The 17,888-nt window shown below is 36.6% G+C and carries 14 protein-coding genes, 2 pseudogenes and 1 other annotated feature (1 of these 17 only partly in view); of the genes and pseudogenes, 15 read left to right on the top strand and 1 reads right to left on the bottom strand.

Features of this window, described 5'->3' with window-relative positions; translation table 11 throughout:
- Positions 1-195: 195 nt before the first annotated feature.
- Entirely contained in the window at positions 196-711 is a 516-nt protein-coding gene (locus BLP77_RS06450; protein WP_093856294.1) for a TetR family transcriptional regulator, read from the bottom strand.
- Positions 712-849: 138 nt separating this feature from the next.
- Here BLP77_RS06450 and BLP77_RS06445 point away from each other — a divergent pair.
- The 15 genes and pseudogenes from BLP77_RS06445 to ytxC all read left to right on the top strand — a co-directional run bounded on the left by BLP77_RS06445 (position 850) and on the right by ytxC (position 17,791).
- Positions 850-1,519: pseudogene (locus tag BLP77_RS06445) on the top strand (DsbA family oxidoreductase).
- Positions 1,512-1,742: pseudogene (locus BLP77_RS06440) on the top strand (spore photoproduct lyase family protein); the annotation flags it as partial. The pseudogenes BLP77_RS06445 and BLP77_RS06440, both read left to right, overlap by 8 nt.
- A gap of 268 nt (positions 1,743-2,010) precedes the next feature.
- Entirely contained in the window at positions 2,011-3,129 is a 1,119-nt protein-coding gene (gene eutH / locus BLP77_RS06435) for an ethanolamine utilization protein EutH (RefSeq protein WP_093856293.1), read from the top strand.
- A gap of 202 nt (positions 3,130-3,331) precedes the next feature.
- Positions 3,332-5,395: a thioredoxin domain-containing protein gene (locus BLP77_RS06430; protein ID WP_093856292.1), complete on the top strand. Its 2,064-nt coding sequence runs from the start codon at positions 3,332-3,334 to the stop codon at positions 5,393-5,395.
- Positions 5,396-5,471: 76 nt separating this feature from the next.
- Positions 5,472-6,155: a response regulator transcription factor gene (locus BLP77_RS06425; RefSeq protein ID WP_093856424.1), complete on the top strand. Its 684-nt coding sequence runs from the start codon at positions 5,472-5,474 to the stop codon at positions 6,153-6,155.
- Position 6,156: 1 nt separating this feature from the next.
- The gene (gene pnpS / locus BLP77_RS06420; protein ID WP_093856291.1) at positions 6,157-7,866 is read left to right on the top strand and encodes a two-component system histidine kinase PnpS; all 1,710 of its coding nucleotides are present in this window, start codon (positions 6,157-6,159) and stop codon (positions 7,864-7,866) included.
- A 48-nt stretch (positions 7,867-7,914) separates the two neighbouring features.
- The gene (gene polA / locus BLP77_RS06415; protein ID WP_093856290.1) at positions 7,915-10,542 is read left to right on the top strand and encodes a DNA polymerase I; all 2,628 of its coding nucleotides are present in this window, start codon (positions 7,915-7,917) and stop codon (positions 10,540-10,542) included.
- Between the two features lie 14 nt (positions 10,543-10,556).
- On the top strand, positions 10,557-11,390 hold the full coding sequence (mutM, locus tag BLP77_RS06410) for a DNA-formamidopyrimidine glycosylase (protein ID WP_093856289.1): 834 nt from the start codon (positions 10,557-10,559) through the stop codon (positions 11,388-11,390).
- Between the two features lie 59 nt (positions 11,391-11,449).
- Positions 11,450-12,079 carry a sporulation membrane protein YtaF gene (ytaF, locus tag BLP77_RS06405; RefSeq protein ID WP_176752978.1) on the top strand — a complete coding sequence of 210 codons (630 nt, stop codon included), beginning with the start codon at positions 11,450-11,452 and terminating at the stop codon, positions 12,077-12,079.
- A gap of 9 nt (positions 12,080-12,088) precedes the next feature.
- The gene (coaE, locus tag BLP77_RS06400; RefSeq protein WP_093856287.1) at positions 12,089-12,700 is read left to right on the top strand and encodes a dephospho-CoA kinase; all 612 of its coding nucleotides are present in this window, start codon (positions 12,089-12,091) and stop codon (positions 12,698-12,700) included.
- Between the two features lie 111 nt (positions 12,701-12,811).
- Positions 12,812-13,816 (top strand): glyceraldehyde-3-phosphate dehydrogenase, encoded by a 1,005-nt coding sequence (locus tag BLP77_RS06395; protein ID WP_093856286.1) that lies wholly within the window; start codon positions 12,812-12,814, stop codon positions 13,814-13,816.
- Positions 13,817-13,951: 135 nt separating this feature from the next.
- Positions 13,952-14,413 carry a transcriptional regulator NrdR gene (nrdR, locus tag BLP77_RS06390; RefSeq protein WP_093856285.1) on the top strand — a complete coding sequence of 154 codons (462 nt, stop codon included), beginning with the start codon at positions 13,952-13,954 and terminating at the stop codon, positions 14,411-14,413.
- Between the two features lie 21 nt (positions 14,414-14,434).
- Positions 14,435-15,811 carry a replication initiation and membrane attachment family protein gene (locus BLP77_RS06385; RefSeq protein ID WP_093856284.1) on the top strand — a complete coding sequence of 459 codons (1,377 nt, stop codon included), beginning with the start codon at positions 14,435-14,437 and terminating at the stop codon, positions 15,809-15,811.
- A 12-nt stretch (positions 15,812-15,823) separates the two neighbouring features.
- Complete coding sequence (gene dnaI, locus BLP77_RS06380) at positions 15,824-16,756, top strand: primosomal protein DnaI (RefSeq protein WP_093856283.1); 933 nt, start codon at positions 15,824-15,826, stop codon at positions 16,754-16,756.
- A gap of 222 nt (positions 16,757-16,978) precedes the next feature.
- A complete protein-coding gene (ytxC, locus tag BLP77_RS06375; RefSeq protein ID WP_093856282.1) occupies positions 16,979-17,791 on the top strand; it encodes a sporulation protein YtxC in 813 nt (270 codons plus the stop codon).
- A gap of 51 nt (positions 17,792-17,842) precedes the next feature.
- Positions 17,843-17,888 (top strand) — a binding site (T-box leader) (it continues 181 nt past the right edge of the window).

Below are 17,888 nucleotides of genomic sequence, written 5' to 3'. Positions count from 1 at the left end.
GGGTAATCAACCATGGTTATAGGGCACTCAGAATAACTTATAGGGCAAAAAATCGATATTATTGGGGAATTATCGGGAATCATTGGGGACTCAACACAAACCGGTGGGGATTCATTGTGATTATTGGGGAAATAGCTCGTTCACGAGGCACTCATCATGCTAGATTTGATCAGCTTCACTTTTAAGCGTTTTTTCTTAACGACTATTTCCCAAAACTCCATACTGAACATAAGGAATCACAGTTTTTATAAATTCCCCCGGAGAAACATAATCATTATTTCTTCTCCATGAAATCGAAGCACCATATAATCCCCAGCTTAACATGGTTGCTGTATGCTTTAGTCCCTCCTTCACTTCATTTGGATGTTGTCTCACTAATAGATTGAAAAAAATAATCTCTAGCTGGACTCTTATAATGCGGGCAATTGTATCTTCATATCCACGATGACAACGGTTTGATAATTCAGCTTGAAAATCAGTAATAGCTATAAAAATACGACTTAACGTATCTATATTAAGTTCACTATTCTTATAACTTTCGCAATTTAAATTAACAAATAACACTTCAGATAAAGCCTTATGCAATAGGTCATAAATATCCTCAAAATGATAATAAAACGTTGCCCGGTTAATCATCGCTTCTGTTGTAATATCTTTTACCGTAATATCTTTAAATTCCTTTTTACCAGAAAGATCAATGAAGGAATCCATAATCAATTTACGAGTGCGCAAACATAAGGTTTACCGCTTTAAAATCATTCGTGTTAAGGAGGAAGTTATTGTATGACCAACAAAAACATGATCTGAGATTTAGAAATCGGAATTTGTGGGGAAGCTGGTGATGAAGAAATGGAAATGATTGATTTTAACCAACCAATTAAAAAAATTGATTTATACTATGTAACCGACCCAATCTGCTCTCATTATGATTGACAATCCAATTCAGTCATCTTTTCCTTCATCACGTGTGTTTAAAGTTATTCAAAAACATCATGGTGACGAAAAAGCGTTTGAATACTTACGTCGAGCAAGAGAAGCGCTATTTGCTTTAAACAAAAATATTGGCGAGGATTCGGTAATGATTGAAATTGTTAACGAGTTGGGGCTAGACGGGAAATTAATGGTCAATGAATCTAATGAAGAATTTGCACATGATTTACTAATGGAGGATTTTGCACTTACAAGAAAACTTGGCGCTAGAGGATTTCCTACCATCATTATGGTGAATGAAGATAATAAAGGGGTTAAATTAGTAGGTGGCCGTACGCTTGACGATTATGTTGCTGGGTTGACTCAGGTTTTAGGTGAAACCCCGGAACCAAAAAAACAACCATCGCTTTCTGAATTGTTGAGAGGTGAAAACCTACTATTTGCCAAAGAAATTGAAGTTATGTACGATGTTGAACCATTTGAACTTGCCCCTTTTGTGAAAGAACAATTGACTAGTGGTACGTATGAAGTAAAGGGAATTCTTGGTGAAAAGGTTTTTATGAGTTCATTTTCAAAGGTATACCTTTGAATTTATTCAACATAGATTTACTAAACCTGCGAAAAACGTTATACAAAAAAATTACCCGATGACTAAGCTAGAACTTGATGAAGCTAAGCGAAAACCGAAATGGGGTAAATACGGTATTTGGAAATATGTTTACACAAATGATGAACAAGAAGATATGAAAAATACATTAGCTCAGTACTTGAAAGATTACTTTCCTGAGGCAAAATTCGAGTATTTTACTTAGTGTTATAACTTAGATAAGTGGATTTAAGGTTAGTTATTATCTCGATATGGGATGATGGCTAACCTTTAATTGTAAATTTAGAGCTTTTAACCACCCAGCTTAGTGCTTTTTTACAGTTATATAATTTAAATCAAATCTAGTTTTATGACTTTTGATAAAGTTGACCAAAGGTAGCATTTTTTTCTGATTTAAATTATAGTAGAAGTTTGGGAATCAAACATGACATATATTTATTGTTATAAAAACATCTAGCATTGGAGTAGAAGAAATGGGTATTAATGACATCATCGTTTATATAGTTATAAGCTTTTTTTGTTTAGGTGCAATTGATAAATGTTTAGGAAATAAATGGGGGTTAGGGAAGCACTTCACAGATGGATTCATGACAATGGGACCTATCGCACTCGCAATGGTTGGGATTATATCTTTAGCACCAGTTCTCGCTTCAATTCTAACTCCTCTCATTGCGCCTGTTTATGGATTAGTAGGAGCAGACCCTGCATCATTCGCAAATACGATAATAGCTATGGATGCTGGAGGCTATGCATTAGCAAAGGAAATGTCTCATAATGCAGATGCTGAATTGTTTGCATGGGTGTTTTTGGGGGCAATGATGGGGCCAACTCTAGTTTTTACAATTCCTGTTGGATTAGGAATTATAGAGAAAGAGCATCATTCATTTTTTGCTAGAGGGATTTTGTTAGGCTTAATAACGGTGCCGTTAGGTTGTTTGGTTGGAGGAATTGTTGCACATATTCCATTACTAGTTATTATTAAAAACCTTATTCCAACTATCCTATTGTCTTTATTGATTTCGATTGGACTATGGAGATATACAAATAAGATGATTTCTGGATTTTCCAAATTAGCTAAGGGCATAGAAATTATTGCTATTATTGGTCTAACAGCAATATCAGTTGAAACAATTACAGGGTTTACAGTGATTCCTAACATGACACCCTTAATGGTGGGAATCGAAATTGTTGCAAGGGTTGCTATATTTCTTGCAGGAGCATTTCCATTGGTTGCCTTTATATCATTCATCTTTAAGAAATTATTAAGGAGAATAGGAGTATTATTAAATATAAATGAAACGTCTACTGCGGGATTAATGGCTTCTTTGGCTCATAACATTCCCATGTTCTCTATTTTTAAAGACATGGATGATAGAGGAAAAGTTATTAACGTAGCCTTTGCAGTTAGTGGTTCTTTTGCGTTCGGGGCACACTTGGGATTTGCTGCAGGAGTTAACAAAGAAATAGTTTTTGCAATGATAGTAGGAAAGCTTGTTGGAGGTCTAAGTGCTGTTTTCTTAGCTATTATGACAACACGAAATGCAGAGAAGAGTACAAATAATGCTAATAAGTTTGTGAAAAGATATACTTAAATGATCGGGTAGGTTAGTTTAACAATGTCGGATAAACACCGTCCAAACAAGGGCGGTTATTTTTGTGACAGATATAAATACATGACAACTTACAAGTGGCGGCGACTGACTGAAAAGGTTGTCGTCATTTTTTGTATCTAATTGGTTAATATATGTATTATAGTAAGTAGAATAAATCAATTAAGAAAGAAGGTGATGCCCAATGACATCTAAACAGATACCCAATAGATTAATCGCAGAGAAATCACCCTATTTACTTCAACATGCATATAATCCCGTTAACTGGTATCCATGGAGTGATGAAGCTTTTGAAAAAGCAAAACATGAGAATAAACCAATCTTTCTAAGCATTGGTTATTCAACCTGCCATTGGTGTCATGTCATGGCTCATGAGTCATTTGAGGATCAGGAGGTATCACAGCTACTAAACGACCGATTTATATCAATTAAAGTGGATCGTGAGGAACGTCCTGACATTGATTCGATTTATATGAAGGTTTGTCAGCGGATGACAGGTCACGGTGGTTGGCCTCTAAGTATTTTTATGACGCCTGATCAGGTTCCGTTTTATGCCGGTACTTATTTTCCGAAAGAAAGTAAGTATGGCATGCCTGGAATTAAAGATGTGATTTATCATCTATCAGAAACTTTTCATAATGATCCAGATCAAATAGATGAAGTGACACAGAGTGTTCAGGATTCATTGAACCGCGTGATATTTACGAAAGGGCAGGAACGTGTTTCTAAAGAAGCTACAGAACAAGCTTTTCATGAGTTAAGTCAAACATTTGATTCGGAATATGGTGGATTTGAATCAGCACCGAAGTTTCCACAACCGCATCATTTAATGTTTCTCATGCATGATTATAAATTAACGGGTGAGACACTCGCTTTACAAATGGTCGAAAAAACGTTAGATGCTATGGCTAGAGGTGGTCTATATGATCATATTGGGTTTGGTTTTGCTCGTTATTCTACTGATGAAAAGTGGTTAGTCCCTCATTTTGAAAAAATGCTTTATGACCAGGCGTTATTGTTGATGGCTTATACGGAGGCTTATCAGCTTACTGGAAATTCATTTTATAAGCAAATAAGTGAACAAATTATTACCTTCGTCTCTCGTGAAATGATGAGTGAAGAAGGAGCGTTTTTTTCAGCAATTGATGCTGATTCGGAAGGTAAAGAAGGTGAGTATTACGTCTGGGGTCGCCGTGAGGTTTATCAAGTGTTAGGCGATGAGCTAGGGGATTTATATACAAAAACGTATAATATAACAACGGAAGGTAATTTTCACGGTAAAAATATTCCGAGCCTCATATATACTAACCTCGAGACATTAGCTGATGAATTCAAGTTATCTCAAGATGCATTAAATTCAAAGCTTGAAGAAGCGCGGCAAAAACTATTGGAAGCACGTGAACAACGGGTCTATCCTCATTTAGATGATAAAACGTTAACGTCGTGGAATGCGATGATGATAGCAGCCTTAGCGAAAGCTGGACAGGCCTTTCAAAATAAGAAATATATCGATATGGCTAACCGAGCGCGTCAATTTGTAGAGGAAAAACTGATTGTTGATGATCGTGTCATGGCGAGGTATCGTGATGGGGATGTAAAGTATAAAGGTTATTTAGATGACTATGCCTATTTAATTTGGGCTTTTCTTGAGTTATACGATGCAACCTTTGAACAACATCATTTAAAAAAGGCAAAGAATCTGGCGAATCAAATGATTGACTTATTTTGGGACGAAGAGTACGGCGGTTTTTATTTTTCCGGAATGGATAGTGAATCCTTAATATCTCGGGATAAAGAGATTCATGATGGAGCGGCTCCTTCGGGTAATAGTGTTGCAACAGTTGTGTTATCACGTCTAGCTAATTTAACGGGAGAGACTGAATTAGCTGATTGTGTTGAAGATCTATACCACGTCTTTTATCCTGCTATATCACGAATTCCAGAAGCCAGTACTTACTTTTTAAAAAGCTTGCTCATAACGGAGTTTCAATCTTATGAGGTGGTCGTGCTTGGCGAAAAAGAAGATGAAGAGCGTTCTCAACTAATGGAACGAAAGAGTGAACACTTTTTACCGAATATGAGTTGGCTTATAACTGAAGAACGGTCTGGTTTAAGTGAGATTGTTCCCTTTATAAAAGATTATCAGTCGATTGATGATAAGACAACGGTTTATATTTGTGAAAAATTTGCTTGTCAAAGGCCGACAACAGACATATATGAAGTTTTTGTAAAGTTACAAATAGAATGAGTATAGATGCTTTTCAAACCATCTCGTAAGCGATATGATTAAAGCAAAAGACAAAAAGCAATGGGAGATGGAAGCTGTGGATACACGTATTCTTATTGTAGACGATGAAGAATCGATTACAACTTTAATTGACTATAATTTAATTCAAGCTGGTTATCGTACGGCTGTCGTTCACGATGGGGAAACGGCTTTACAATTAGCTACTCATGAGAATTTTGATTTAATTTTGCTTGATTTAATGTTACCTACCATGAATGGCCTTGAGGTTTGTGAAAAATTAAGAGAACAGGGTCTAACGATACCAATTATTATGCTCACCGCAAAGGGAGAGGAAGAAGATAAAATAACTGGGCTAGATGTTGGTGCAGATGATTATATGACAAAACCGTTTAGTCCGAAAGAATTGTCCGCTCGCATTCGAGCTGTTCTAAGACGATCAGTGCCACATATTCAAAACGAGGAAGTTATTAAAGTAAAAGACATCGATATTCACATCGATACGTATGAAGTTTTTAAAAATGGACAACTCGTAGAATTCACGAAAAAGGAATTCGATTTATTAGTTTATTTAGCGGAACGTCGAAATAAGCCAGTGAAGCGGGAAGTGTTATTACAGGACGTATGGGATTTTGATTTTATAGGCGATACAAGAATTGTCGATGTTCATATCAGTCACCTCAGAGAGAAGCTTGAAGATCAGCCCAAAAAGCCTAGTTTGATTAAAACGGTACGAGGTATTGGGTACAAACTTGAGGGATAATATGAAAAATTTAAGTGATCGAAAAACATTAATAGTTTATATCTTAATTAGTATCACCTTCATTATGGTGCTAGGTGTCCTGTTCATTCAGGTTGCAAGACATTATGTTGTTCAAGCCTATGAGGAACAACTTACCTATGATGCCGAATATGTATCAAATCATTTATATTTGAACAATTCGACTGATTTGCTGCTGCAACAGATGGAGGAGTTTAGTGAGTCCTTTCCAATTGATCTCGTTTTAATTAATCGGGAAACTCGTGAGCATTTACATACGTTTACCTCATTAGAGTCTGTTTATTTAGAGGATGTTATGAATCAGTCTATTGAATCAGGGGAAATAAAATTGATTGATTCCAGACTCATATATCCTAATCATTTTGATGATCAACGTTCACTCATTGTGATTTCAGAACAATTACCGCTTCGTTATATTAATACAACGTTATGGTCGGTTGTTATTAGTCTTGCAATTCTCGTCAGTATTTTTATTTGGGGATATGGTAACCGAATCTATGAGAACTATGTCACTCCAATTCGCCAAGCTTCGAAAACGGCAACTGAATTAGCTGAAGGAAATTATAAAGCGAGAATTCAAGATGCGCCATACGGTATTGTTTCTGAACTCAGTCAATCCATCAATACACTCGCACGTAATTTGCAATATATTACCTCAAAGTACGAAAACCAAAATGATCGATTAAAAACCGTTGTCAATAACATGGATAGCGGTCTATTGTTGATCAACGAAAAAGGCATTACGCGATTAACTAATCAAGCCTTTTTGGATCATTTTTCTATCGATGATCAATCGTTTATTAGTGAGGTTTACTATGATGTGATTTCGAATCAGACGTTGAATGATGCGATTCAAGAAGTTGTTTTTATGGAAAGAAAAAAACAGGTTACGGTCGAAACGGATAGCGGTCACTATTTTGAAGTCTATTTAGTACCGATCAAAAATGATAACCGTACCTGGAAGGGGATTGTAGTTGTTTGCCATGACATTACAAAGATTAAACAGCTTGAAAACGTGCGGAAAGACTTTGTCGCTAACGTTTCGCATGAACTCCGAACTCCTATAACTTCTATTCAGGGGTTTGCTGAGACGTTATTAGATGGGAATCAACACGATGAACAGACAGTCGAGAAGTTTTTGAAGATTATCGAAAAGGAAACAAAGCGCTTAAATGCATTAATCGATGATTTATTGGACTTGTCATCGATTGAAAAAGATGACTTAGAATTAACCATGTCTATTTTTAAGGTGTCGAAGTTAATGGAAGAAGTGCAACTTGTTGTGGGAAATCAAATAGCTCAAAAGCAAATAAATGCTACGATTAATGTTCAAGATGATTTAGAAATATATGCTGATTATCATCGTCTTTATCAGCTTATTCTAAATCTATACTCAAATGCGATTCAATACACGCCAGAAGGTGGTAACATCCATTGGAATGTCTTTAAAGATGAAGATTTTATTACCCTACAAATACGTGACTCGGGAATCGGTATACCTGAAAAAGACCAGTCCCGCATTTTTGAACGGTTTTACCGGGTTAGTCGTGACCGCAGTCGACAAACCGGCGGGACAGGTTTAGGGTTGTCGATCGTCAAACATATCGCTGAGGCGCATGAAGGAACGATTGAGATAGAAAGTGAAGTTGGAGAGGGCACGTCCATTACTGTTTCAATTCCTCAACCTATTTAATAGTCGTTTTTGTTATAATGGAACAAAAGGAATAAAGAGGTGTTCGATTTGTCGGATGAAATCATACTTATAGATGGAAATAGTGTGTTATACCGGGCTTTTTTTGCCTTGCCACTGTTGAGCAATGATAGTGGTGTGCATACGAATGCAGTTTTTGGTTTTACAAATATGCTGTTAAAAATACTTGAGGAAAAAGATCCAAGTCACATATTAGTTGCCTTTGATGCGGGGAAAACAACCTTCCGCCATGAAACGTATAAGGAATATAAAGGTGGTCGACAAAAGACACCCCCAGAGCTATCTGAACAGTTCCCCATTATGCGTGAAATGTTGGATGCCTTAGGGATCAAGCATTACGAACTACCGCAATATGAGGCTGATGATATTATTGGAACGATCTCTAAACAGGCTGATCAAGACCATAAACGGACGTTTATTTACTCAGGAGATAAAGACCTGCTTCAATTAGCCTCGGATTACGTGACAGTCGGATTGACACGTAAAGGGATAACAGAGATTGATGAATATGTTCCTGATCAAATCAAAGAAAAAATGGGAATTACGACTGATCAAGTTATTGATTTAAAAGCCTTGATGGGTGATAAATCGGATAACATCCCTGGTGTTCCAGGTGTTGGTGAAAAAACGGCTGTTAAACTGCTTAATCAATTCGGGACGTTAGAAAACGTCTACGAAAACGTCGATGAAGTCAGTGGTAAAAAGTTAAAGGAAAAGCTGATTAACCATAAAGAAGAAGCCTTTATGAGTCAACAACTTGCGACCATTAATCGTAAGTCGCCGATTGATATTAAGGTTAATGATTTATCCTATGAAGGATACCAATCAAGAGATGTCATAGAGTTGTTTAAAACATATGGATTTAAATCGTTAATGGGACGCATTGAAGGCTCGGATGAAGCAGTAGAACGTGAGGAAATAACGTTTGAAAAAGTGGAAACGTTCACAAAGGATATCGTGAGCCCTGAAGGTAATTATTTAATCATGGAGATGCTTGAGGATAATTATCATATTGGTGGTCTGTTAGGTTTTGCCTTAGTCAATAATCAAGGGCATTATTATATTCCGACGGATGTTGCATTAAATTCGAATGACTTTATCTCTTGGATTGAAGATGAAAATAGCCATAAAGTCGTTGCAGATGTTAAACGGTTGAAAGTGGCCTTAAAGTGGAAAGGGATTAATCTTCAAGGTGTTGATTTTGATTTAGTTCTCGCTTCCTATATTGCGAATCCTTCTATTAGTTATCATGATCTGCCTTCAATTGGACAAGGTTATGGGTTTAACGTTGCGTCATATGATGAAGAGGTTTATGGGAAAGGCGCTAAGCAATCAATACCTGAAGAAGAAGTCTTTTCCGAACACATTGTGCGAAAAGGTATTGTCGCTCAAAAGTTACATCATTCGTTATCTGATGAATTGAAGTCTAATGAACAGGAAGATTTATTTTATCAATTAGAAATGCCTTTATCTCATATTCTTGCCGACATGGAATATAAAGGGGTACAAGTTGATGTTGATCGACTTGAGGACATGCAGCAAGATTTAAGTGAGCGTTTAGATAAAATTGAAGAAGAGATTTATGAATTAGCTGACCAATCGTTTAATATCAATTCACCAAAACAATTAGGAAAAGTATTGTTTGAGGATTTAGGTCTTCCAGTGATTAAAAAGACGAAAACGGGTTATTCAACGTCTGCTGATGTCTTAGAAAAATTACAACATGAGCACGAAATCATCGAAAAGATTTTACTATATCGACAACTTGGAAAGCTTCAATCCACATATATCGAAGGGTTACTGAAGGTTGTCCATGATGATAATCATAAAATCCATACGCGCTTTAACCAAGTGCTAACCCAGACCGGCCGACTAAGCTCTATTGATCCTAATTTGCAAAACATCCCCATTCGATTAGAGGAAGGACGAAAGATTCGCCAGGCTTTTATTCCATCTAAAGAGGATAGTGTAATCTTTGCAGCGGATTATTCACAGATTGAGCTTCGGGTGTTAGCACATATCGCCAATGATGAAAAACTAATCGCTGCATTTAAGGAAGGAAAGGATATTCATACACAAACCGCCATGGATGTCTTCAATGTCAACGAAGATGAAGTCGAATCACTTATGCGACGCCATGCTAAAGCCGTTAACTTTGGGATTGTCTATGGCATTAGTGATTATGGCCTAAGTCAAAGCTTAGGTATTACGCGTAAAGAAGCGGGGAAATTTATTGAGAAATATTTTGAAAGCTATCCAGGCGTTAAAGCTTATATGGATGACATCGTTCAGCAAGCCAAACGTGATGGATTTGTCGAGACGATTATGAATCGCAGACGATATTTACCTGATATTACAAGCCGCAACTTTAATAAACGGAGTTTTGCGGAACGAACAGCTATGAATACCCCGATTCAAGGTAGTGCCGCTGATATTATCAAAAAAGCGATGATTGATGTCATGGAGCAATTAAACCAAACAGATATAAGAGCTAATTTGCTATTACAGGTTCATGATGAATTAATTTTCGAAGTGAATAAAGAAGATATTGAACAACTTGAAGCATTAGTCAAAGACGCGATGGAAAACACCGTCGATTTAGATGTTCCATTACTCGTAGAAGCGGATTATGGAACGACTTGGTATGATGCGAAATAAGGAAGGATGGAACCATGCCAGAATTACCGGAGGTCGAGACCGTAAGAAGGACTTTAGAACCGATTGTTCAGGGGAAGACGATTAAAGATTTGAACATTCATTATTCAGGAATTATCAAAGAACCATCAGATACAAAAGCTTTTCAACATTTAATTTTAAATCAAACGTTTCAAAAGATTGGACGTTTAGGTAAGTTTTTATTGTTTTATCTAGATGACAACGTATTAGTGTCTCATTTAAGAATGGAAGGTAAATACGGTGTATACGAACAGGATGAGCCTATCGATAAACATACACATGTTGTATTTACGTTAAGTGATGGTAAAGAACTTCGTTATCGTGATGTCCGTAAGTTCGGCACCATGCATTTAAAAACACTTGATAATCTGTTTAAGACGGCGCCTTTAAATAAATTAGGTGTGGAGCCGTTTAGTGAAGCTTTTACAGTGGAACATTTATATCAAAAATTACAAAAGACTACTCGTAAAATTAAGCCAGCCCTATTAGATCAAACGATTGTAACCGGATTAGGGAATATTTATGTCGACGAAGCCTTGTTTTGGAGCCATGTTCACCCAGAGCGAATATCGCATACGATCTCATTTGATGAGGCAAAGCAATTACATCAAAGTATCAAACAGGTGCTTCAAGAAGCTGTTGAGCGAGGAGGTTCGTCGATTCGTTCATATTTAAATAGTCTTGGTGAGGTAGGCATGTTTCAACTTAAACTGGCTGTTTATGGTAAGGAAGGAGAAGCTTGTAAGGTTTGTCGTTCTGATATCGAGAAAATTAAAGTAGGTGGAAGAGGAACCCACTTCTGTCCACACTGTCAGCCATTAGGCGATTAACACACGTGTCAAGCTTCTTTCATAAGATAAGTTGAACCCTTATGGAAGGAGCTTTTGTTTTGGAACAGTTATGGGTCATTCTTTTACTTAGCTTCGCCGTAAGTTTTGATAGTTTCTTTTTTGGTTTTACTTATAGTCTCCGTTCGATTAAAGTAAAGTTATCAACTTATATGATCATTGGTCTTGTAACCTCGATTAGCTTTTTGGCGGGGTATTTACTAGGGGATGTTCTATCGTATTTGATCCCACAAATAACGGATTATCTAGGTGGCTTTATTTTCGTTTTCGTGGGCTTATATATTATTTGGCAGTGGGTTGACGAACAAAGAGAGAAGTTAAAAAAATACTATCAAACAACACAAATTAAATGGAATCTTAAAACGTTTTGGTTAATATTAAAAGATCCTCAATTGGCTGATTTAGATCATTCCGGTACTATTTCAGGTAAAGAATCATTTATGGTCGCTTTTGCGCTATCACTAGACTCCTTTGGTAGTGGGGTTGGTTCAGCGTTTACGGCTCTTCCCCATTTTTTAACAGCTAGTATGGTTGGCTTAAGTGCCATGATTTTCTTAGCTACTGGGTCACTTATCGGCCGTATTTTACACTCATATAAGTGGATGCAACAGCTGTCGTTTTTACCAGGAATTATTTTTATTTTTTTAGGAATTTGGAACTTTACAAAGTAGGTGATGAAATTGTCAGTCGTGATTGGGTTAACAGGAAGTATCGCAACAGGAAAATCAACCGTATCCAATATGTTTAAGGAGTGGGAAATTCCCGTTGTTGATGCTGATCAAATCGCTAGAGATGTCGTTGAACCAGGTGAAGTCGCTTATCAAAAAATTGTCGATCATTTCGGCGAACTAGTATTGCATGATGACAAAACATTAAATCGGCAAAAATTGGGACAAATTGTTTTTGAAAATGAAGCGGAAAGAAATAAATTAAATCGTTTCATTCATCCCGAAATACGTAAAGAGATGTTAAGACAGCGCGATGAGTATGTCACAAATGATGAACCTGCCGTTGTATTGGACATTCCATTACTATTTGAGAGTCAGTTATTTGACTACGTGGATAAGGTTTTAGTCGTTTATGTTGATCCAGAACTTCAATTGGAGCGCCTTGTAGAGCGGGATAACTCAAGTAAAGAGGAAGCTATGAACCGGATTAATTCGCAAATCTCGATAACGGAAAAACGAGACCAAGCTGATGCGGTTGTTGATAATAGTGGAACGATTGAGGAAAGTCGTGAGCAACTGATCCAAATTTTAAAAAATTGGGGTATATCCATAAAAAATCTATAAAAATAGTGACAAATTTTAAATAAACTCTCCTATAATATATTAAATGTGTTATACTATTTTTGTGAAAAAGACAAGTTAAGTGTGACATATATATCGTAGGAGGGTATTTTTATGACGACTCGTATTGCTATTAATGGTTTTGGTCGTATTGGTCGAATGGTATTTCGAAAAGCAATGAAAGATGAACAATTAGAAGTGGTTGCAGTAAATGCTAGTTATCCTAATGAAACATTAGCGCATTTAATTAAGTATGATTCTGTTCACGGTCGTTATGATGGTGACGTTACATTCAATGATGATGACATTATCGTTGATGACCATCACGTCGTTAAAGTATCTAGCCGAAATCCCTTGGAGCTTCCGTGGACTGATTTAGATATAGATATTGTGATTGAAGCGACAGGTGCTTTTAAAACAAAAGAGACAGCTTCAGATCATATTAAAGCAGGGGCAAAGAAAGTGATTATTACAGCTCCTGGTAAACAAGTCGATAAAACCATTGTCATGGGAGTTAATGAAGAAGACTTTGATCCAGAGCAGGATGAAGTAATTTCGAATGCTTCATGTACGACGAACTGTCTAGCTCCTGTTGTTAAAGTATTAAATGATCGCTTTGGGATTGATCATGGTTTAATGACCACCGTTCATGCCTTTACCAATGATCAGAAAAACTTAGATAATCCGCATAAAGACTTAAGACGCGCACGTGGCTTAACTCAATCGATTATTCCAACGTCTACAGGGGCAGCCAAAGCGATTAATGAAGTGTTACCTGAATTAAAAGGACGTTTACATGGCATGGCTTTACGTGTACCTACACCTGATGTTTCTTTAGTTGACTTAGTTGTTGATGTCAACCAAGATGTGACGGCAGAACAAGTGAATCAGGCATTTTATGATGCGATGCAAGGCGAATTAGAAGGAATTGTTTCGATCAATGAAGAACCACTTGTGTCGGTCGATTACACGACTTCACCATTTTCTTCTATTATCGATGGATTATCGACCATGGTGATGGAAAACCGTAAAGTTAAAGTGTTAGCTTGGTATGATAATGAGTGGGGTTACTCATGTCGAGTGGCTGATTTAGCTAAGTATGTCGGCGATAAAATTTAATAGACTAATTCATGAAAGAAGCCTTACCATTGAATAAGGCTTCTTTTTTTGTTCTCAATCATCACTCGTTTTTGTTATACTTATAAGAAGATATCATTTTGTCGAATTTTTAAGGATAGATGGAGTGAAGTGACCATGAAGTGCCCCAATTGTGATTCGAAAAATACGAGAGTGTTGGATTCAAGACCTATTGATGAAGGTCGTTCGATTCGTCGCAGAAGAGAATGCGAAGATTGCCAATATCGATTTACAACGTTTGAAAGAGTAGAAGAAATTCCTCTTATTGTCGTTAAAAAAGAAGGAACAAGAGAAGAATTTAATCGTGAGAAATTAAAGCGTGGCTTAATTAAAGCATGTGAGAAACGACCAGTTTCCATCGAAGAAATTGAACGAGTTGCGTTTGACGTTGAGAAGGATTTACGAAACCAAGGTAATTCGGAAATTGTTAGTGAAGAAATCGGAGAATTAATCATGGATCGCCTTGCTGAAGTTGACGAGGTCGCCTATGTACGGTTCGCTTCGGTTTATCGGCAATTCAAAGATATTAATGTGTTTATGCGTGAGATAAATGAGATGATTAATCGCAACAAGAAGTAATGGGTGAATGAGGTGTAAATCATGAATGAAAGAATGCGGCAGCTTTTGCCGAATGATCGAATGAAAATATATCAAAGTGAGCCCTTCTTTGAAGATACGGATACCGTACTGACACTGTTATACCAACCGTTGATTTCGATTAAAGGTGTAGCGGTATTTCAGGCTTTGTGGAAGGAATCATCCTATCAGAAAACACAGACATCCATTTCCCATCATCAAATGATGAATATGTTGAACATCACGCTTGATGAATTTTTCGAAGCTAGAAAGAAATTAGAAGCGATTGGTTTACTTCATACTTATAAAGAAGAAGGAACGTATCGTACGTTATATTATATTTTGCAAAAGCCTTTTTCGGTTAAAGGTTTTTTTGAGGATCCAATGTTATCGGTATTATTAGAGCATCACATTGGACGAGATGCGTATTATCGCATAAGGAAGCGGTTAATGTATTCCATGTCATTACCTTCTAATGTAAAATCTGTGACGCATGCTTTCGATGATGTATTTACGATGATTCATCCTAATGAGGCTAAGCAAGAACCGGTGCAAGTAGAAGAAAAGACGTTAACCATCGACACGAACTTGCCATTAGAGTGGTTACATAAAATGTTAACCCAGCAAAATATTAAAGCCAAATGGATTTTGACCCAATCTAATATTGATTTCATTGAAAAAATGACTAAAATCTATGACGTCGATTTTCTAGAGCTAGAAAAGGCTTTACTTTGGGCCGTTACCGAGGATCAGGTGTTGGATCGCAAAGAATTTCAGGACATGTGTAAGGATATCTTTTATAAAAAACATGGGAGTGTTCCGCCTCGACTTTACGTTAAAGGTGAACAGAACCAAACCCAGCCAGAACAGAATACCTCTTCGCATCAACAGGAACAACCTCAATCAAAGGAAGAGAAGTTAATTCAGCATTTTGAAACGATTACCCATCGTGAACTATTAGAAGATCTTTCATCTTCTGGCCGCGCCTCCATGAAAGAGATTGATATGCTTACAAATATGATGGAAGAGCATGGGCTATCTCAGCCTGTTATGAACGTGCTTGTTGACTATGTGTTAAAACGTAATCATAATAAGCTTGCGAAAAATTACTTAGAAACGATTGCCGCCCATTGGAGTCGTGAAGGTATTGCAACAGCTAAAGAAGCGATGCAAATTGCTAAACGTGAACATCATATGTATGAAACCTGGAAGAAGAAAAAGTCATATAATCAGAAGAAAAAGCAGGGTTCAAATGAGGTTTTACCGAAATGGTTTGAAGAAGAACGGAAAAATAAGCAAAAACAACCTTCTGCAACTAAACAACCAAATCAGGAAGATCTAGAGAAAGAGAAAAAAGAACTTGAAGCATTTTTTAAGAATTATTCTAAATCTAACCATTAAGGGTGAATGATTATGGAGTCAATCCAAACAACGTTAAATAATTGGCTTAAGGGGAAGGAAAGCTACCAAAAATCAATGAAGCAAATGCGAGATCAGGTGTTGTCTTCTCCCGAAATAAAGGATTTTTTAATTAGGCATCCTGAAATTACAGATGACCAATTAGATAAGCAACTGATTAAGTTGTATGAATATAATACCCAATCAAAAGCATGTGAGAAATGTCCGTCGTTAGAGCAGTGCTGCAACGTGATATCAGGTTATGCACCTGAAATACGTTACGAGAATGACCATATAAAATTAAGCTATCATGAATGTCCAAATAAAGAGAAACATCTTGAAGAGCTAGAAAAGCGTAACTTTGTCCAAAGCCTACACATGCCTAAAGAAATTCATGAAGCGAGATTTAATGACTTATATTTAAATGAAACTGGTCGAGTAAAAGTCCATCAAGAGGTTAAAAAATTCCTTGATAAAAGTCAAGATAAAATCCCAAGTAAGGGACTGTATCTATATGGTAAGTTTGGAGTGGGAAAAACGTTTATTCTTGGAGCATTAGCTAATGCATTAGCTGAGCGAAAAATAGATACCTACTTCATTTACATGCCAGAATTGGTTCGCGAAATGAAGGCATCCATTAATGATTCATCGATTAATACTAAAATAGACCGGTTTAAAAACGCTTCTGTTTTAGTATTGGATGATATTGGAGCGGAATTTTCTTCAGCTTGGTTTAGAGATGAAGTATTAGGAGCTATTTTACAATATCGCATGATGGAACGTTTACCGGTATTCTTTACATCGAACTATGCCCCTGATGAGCTAGAATCGATTTTATCTAAATCGGGAAAAGGGGAATATGAGCAGCTTAAAGCAGCTCGAATCATGGAACGTATCCGACAGATTAGTGAACCAGTGGAAGTCATCGGAGAAAACTATAGAGATTAATAGGTAATGAAATATATGGATTGGTGGCATTATTATTTATTCAGCTTCATGCTACTTGTCTTTTAGTTCATGGAACAGGAATCCTTAACCATTCAAAATTGATAAAGGTCTACATGGAGGGCCTTACCTAGAATTGAATAAAGTTTTTCTATTGTTTTCATGTTTTTAATTTCTCTTTCATAAACTGTATTACTGTGAATGATGTGGAAAGAGGGATGAAACATGAAAGATACGTTATTTCTGTTTCAAAATGAACAGGATGCCAATCAATTTTATTTGTTTGTACTGGCATCAACATTTAACGGAAACGCCGAAATTAATGGGAATGAAGTAAGAATTTCCAACTTTTCGGCTGTTAAGCAGACAAGCATGGTTGATTTAATTTACCCATTCGTTGTTAACTATTACGTACCAAGAATATCAAGCTATTTGTTAAAAAACGTGTACTATTATCAGGAAGATGAGATTGAACAAATTGTACCGTTTGTTTCATCTGTAACATCAATTTCTAAAGAACTTCATTCGGATTTATCATTTTCTTTATATGAACGATTGATTTATTATTTGTATAGTCACCAAACGCGTGGACAGATCAATATGAAGCACTTATATTTAACGCTGTTTCAAAATGAGGATAGCTGGATTGAGATTGTCGGTTATGGGATTGAAGAATGGCAGTTTGAAATGAACTTTCAAGAAAAAATGAATGATATTAGGCAGTACGTGATGAATCGCAAACCAAAGCTTCCCCAAGTTATTGTTTATATTCAAGAAGGGGTGCGCTTTTATGACAGTCATGGACAACCTATTCGGGAGGAAGTATTAAAGCACTTTCGAAAAGTCTCCGGTCCATCGGTAATCGATGAATATGATCAATCTAAGCTTATCTCAACCATACTGTCCATTTCTCCTGAACAAATCGATGTTTATGCATCGAATGATCATTTGCATACGCTTTATTGGATGATGAATATTTTCCAAGAACGTATGAAGCTTTACCCAGTCGAACAATTTCCATTTAAAATTGTTGAATAGCTTGATTTTCTGTCAGGACATCGTTATAATACCTACATAAATAAGAAGACGTTAAATGCATGGATGAGGACATGAACAAATAGAAACAGCTTTACAG

The sequence above is a fragment of the Tenuibacillus multivorans genome, assembly GCF_900103915.1.
In the GTDB taxonomy this organism is placed as follows: Bacteria; Bacillota; Bacilli; order Bacillales; family Alkalibacillaceae; genus Tenuibacillus; species Tenuibacillus multivorans.
This window is presented reverse-complemented; position numbering and strand designations above follow the sequence as displayed.

Coding starts and splice junctions, on each gene's coding strand:
- BLP77_RS06450 (WP_093856294.1), bottom strand. CDS start 711: ATGGATTCCTTCATTGATCTTTCTGGTAAAAAGGAATTTAAAGATATT.
- eutH (WP_093856293.1), top strand. CDS start 2,011: ATGGGTATTAATGACATCATCGTTTATATAGTTATAAGCTTTTTTTGT.
- BLP77_RS06430 (WP_093856292.1), top strand. CDS start 3,332: ATGACATCTAAACAGATACCCAATAGATTAATCGCAGAGAAATCACCC.
- pnpS (WP_093856291.1), top strand. CDS start 6,157: ATGAAAAATTTAAGTGATCGAAAAACATTAATAGTTTATATCTTAATT.
- mutM (WP_093856289.1), top strand. CDS start 10,557: ATGCCAGAATTACCGGAGGTCGAGACCGTAAGAAGGACTTTAGAACCG.
- BLP77_RS06395 (WP_093856286.1), top strand. CDS start 12,812: ATGACGACTCGTATTGCTATTAATGGTTTTGGTCGTATTGGTCGAATG.
- nrdR (WP_093856285.1), top strand. CDS start 13,952: ATGAAGTGCCCCAATTGTGATTCGAAAAATACGAGAGTGTTGGATTCA.
- BLP77_RS06385 (WP_093856284.1), top strand. CDS start 14,435: ATGAATGAAAGAATGCGGCAGCTTTTGCCGAATGATCGAATGAAAATA.
- dnaI (WP_093856283.1), top strand. CDS start 15,824: ATGGAGTCAATCCAAACAACGTTAAATAATTGGCTTAAGGGGAAGGAA.
- ytxC (WP_093856282.1), top strand. CDS start 16,979: ATGAAAGATACGTTATTTCTGTTTCAAAATGAACAGGATGCCAATCAA.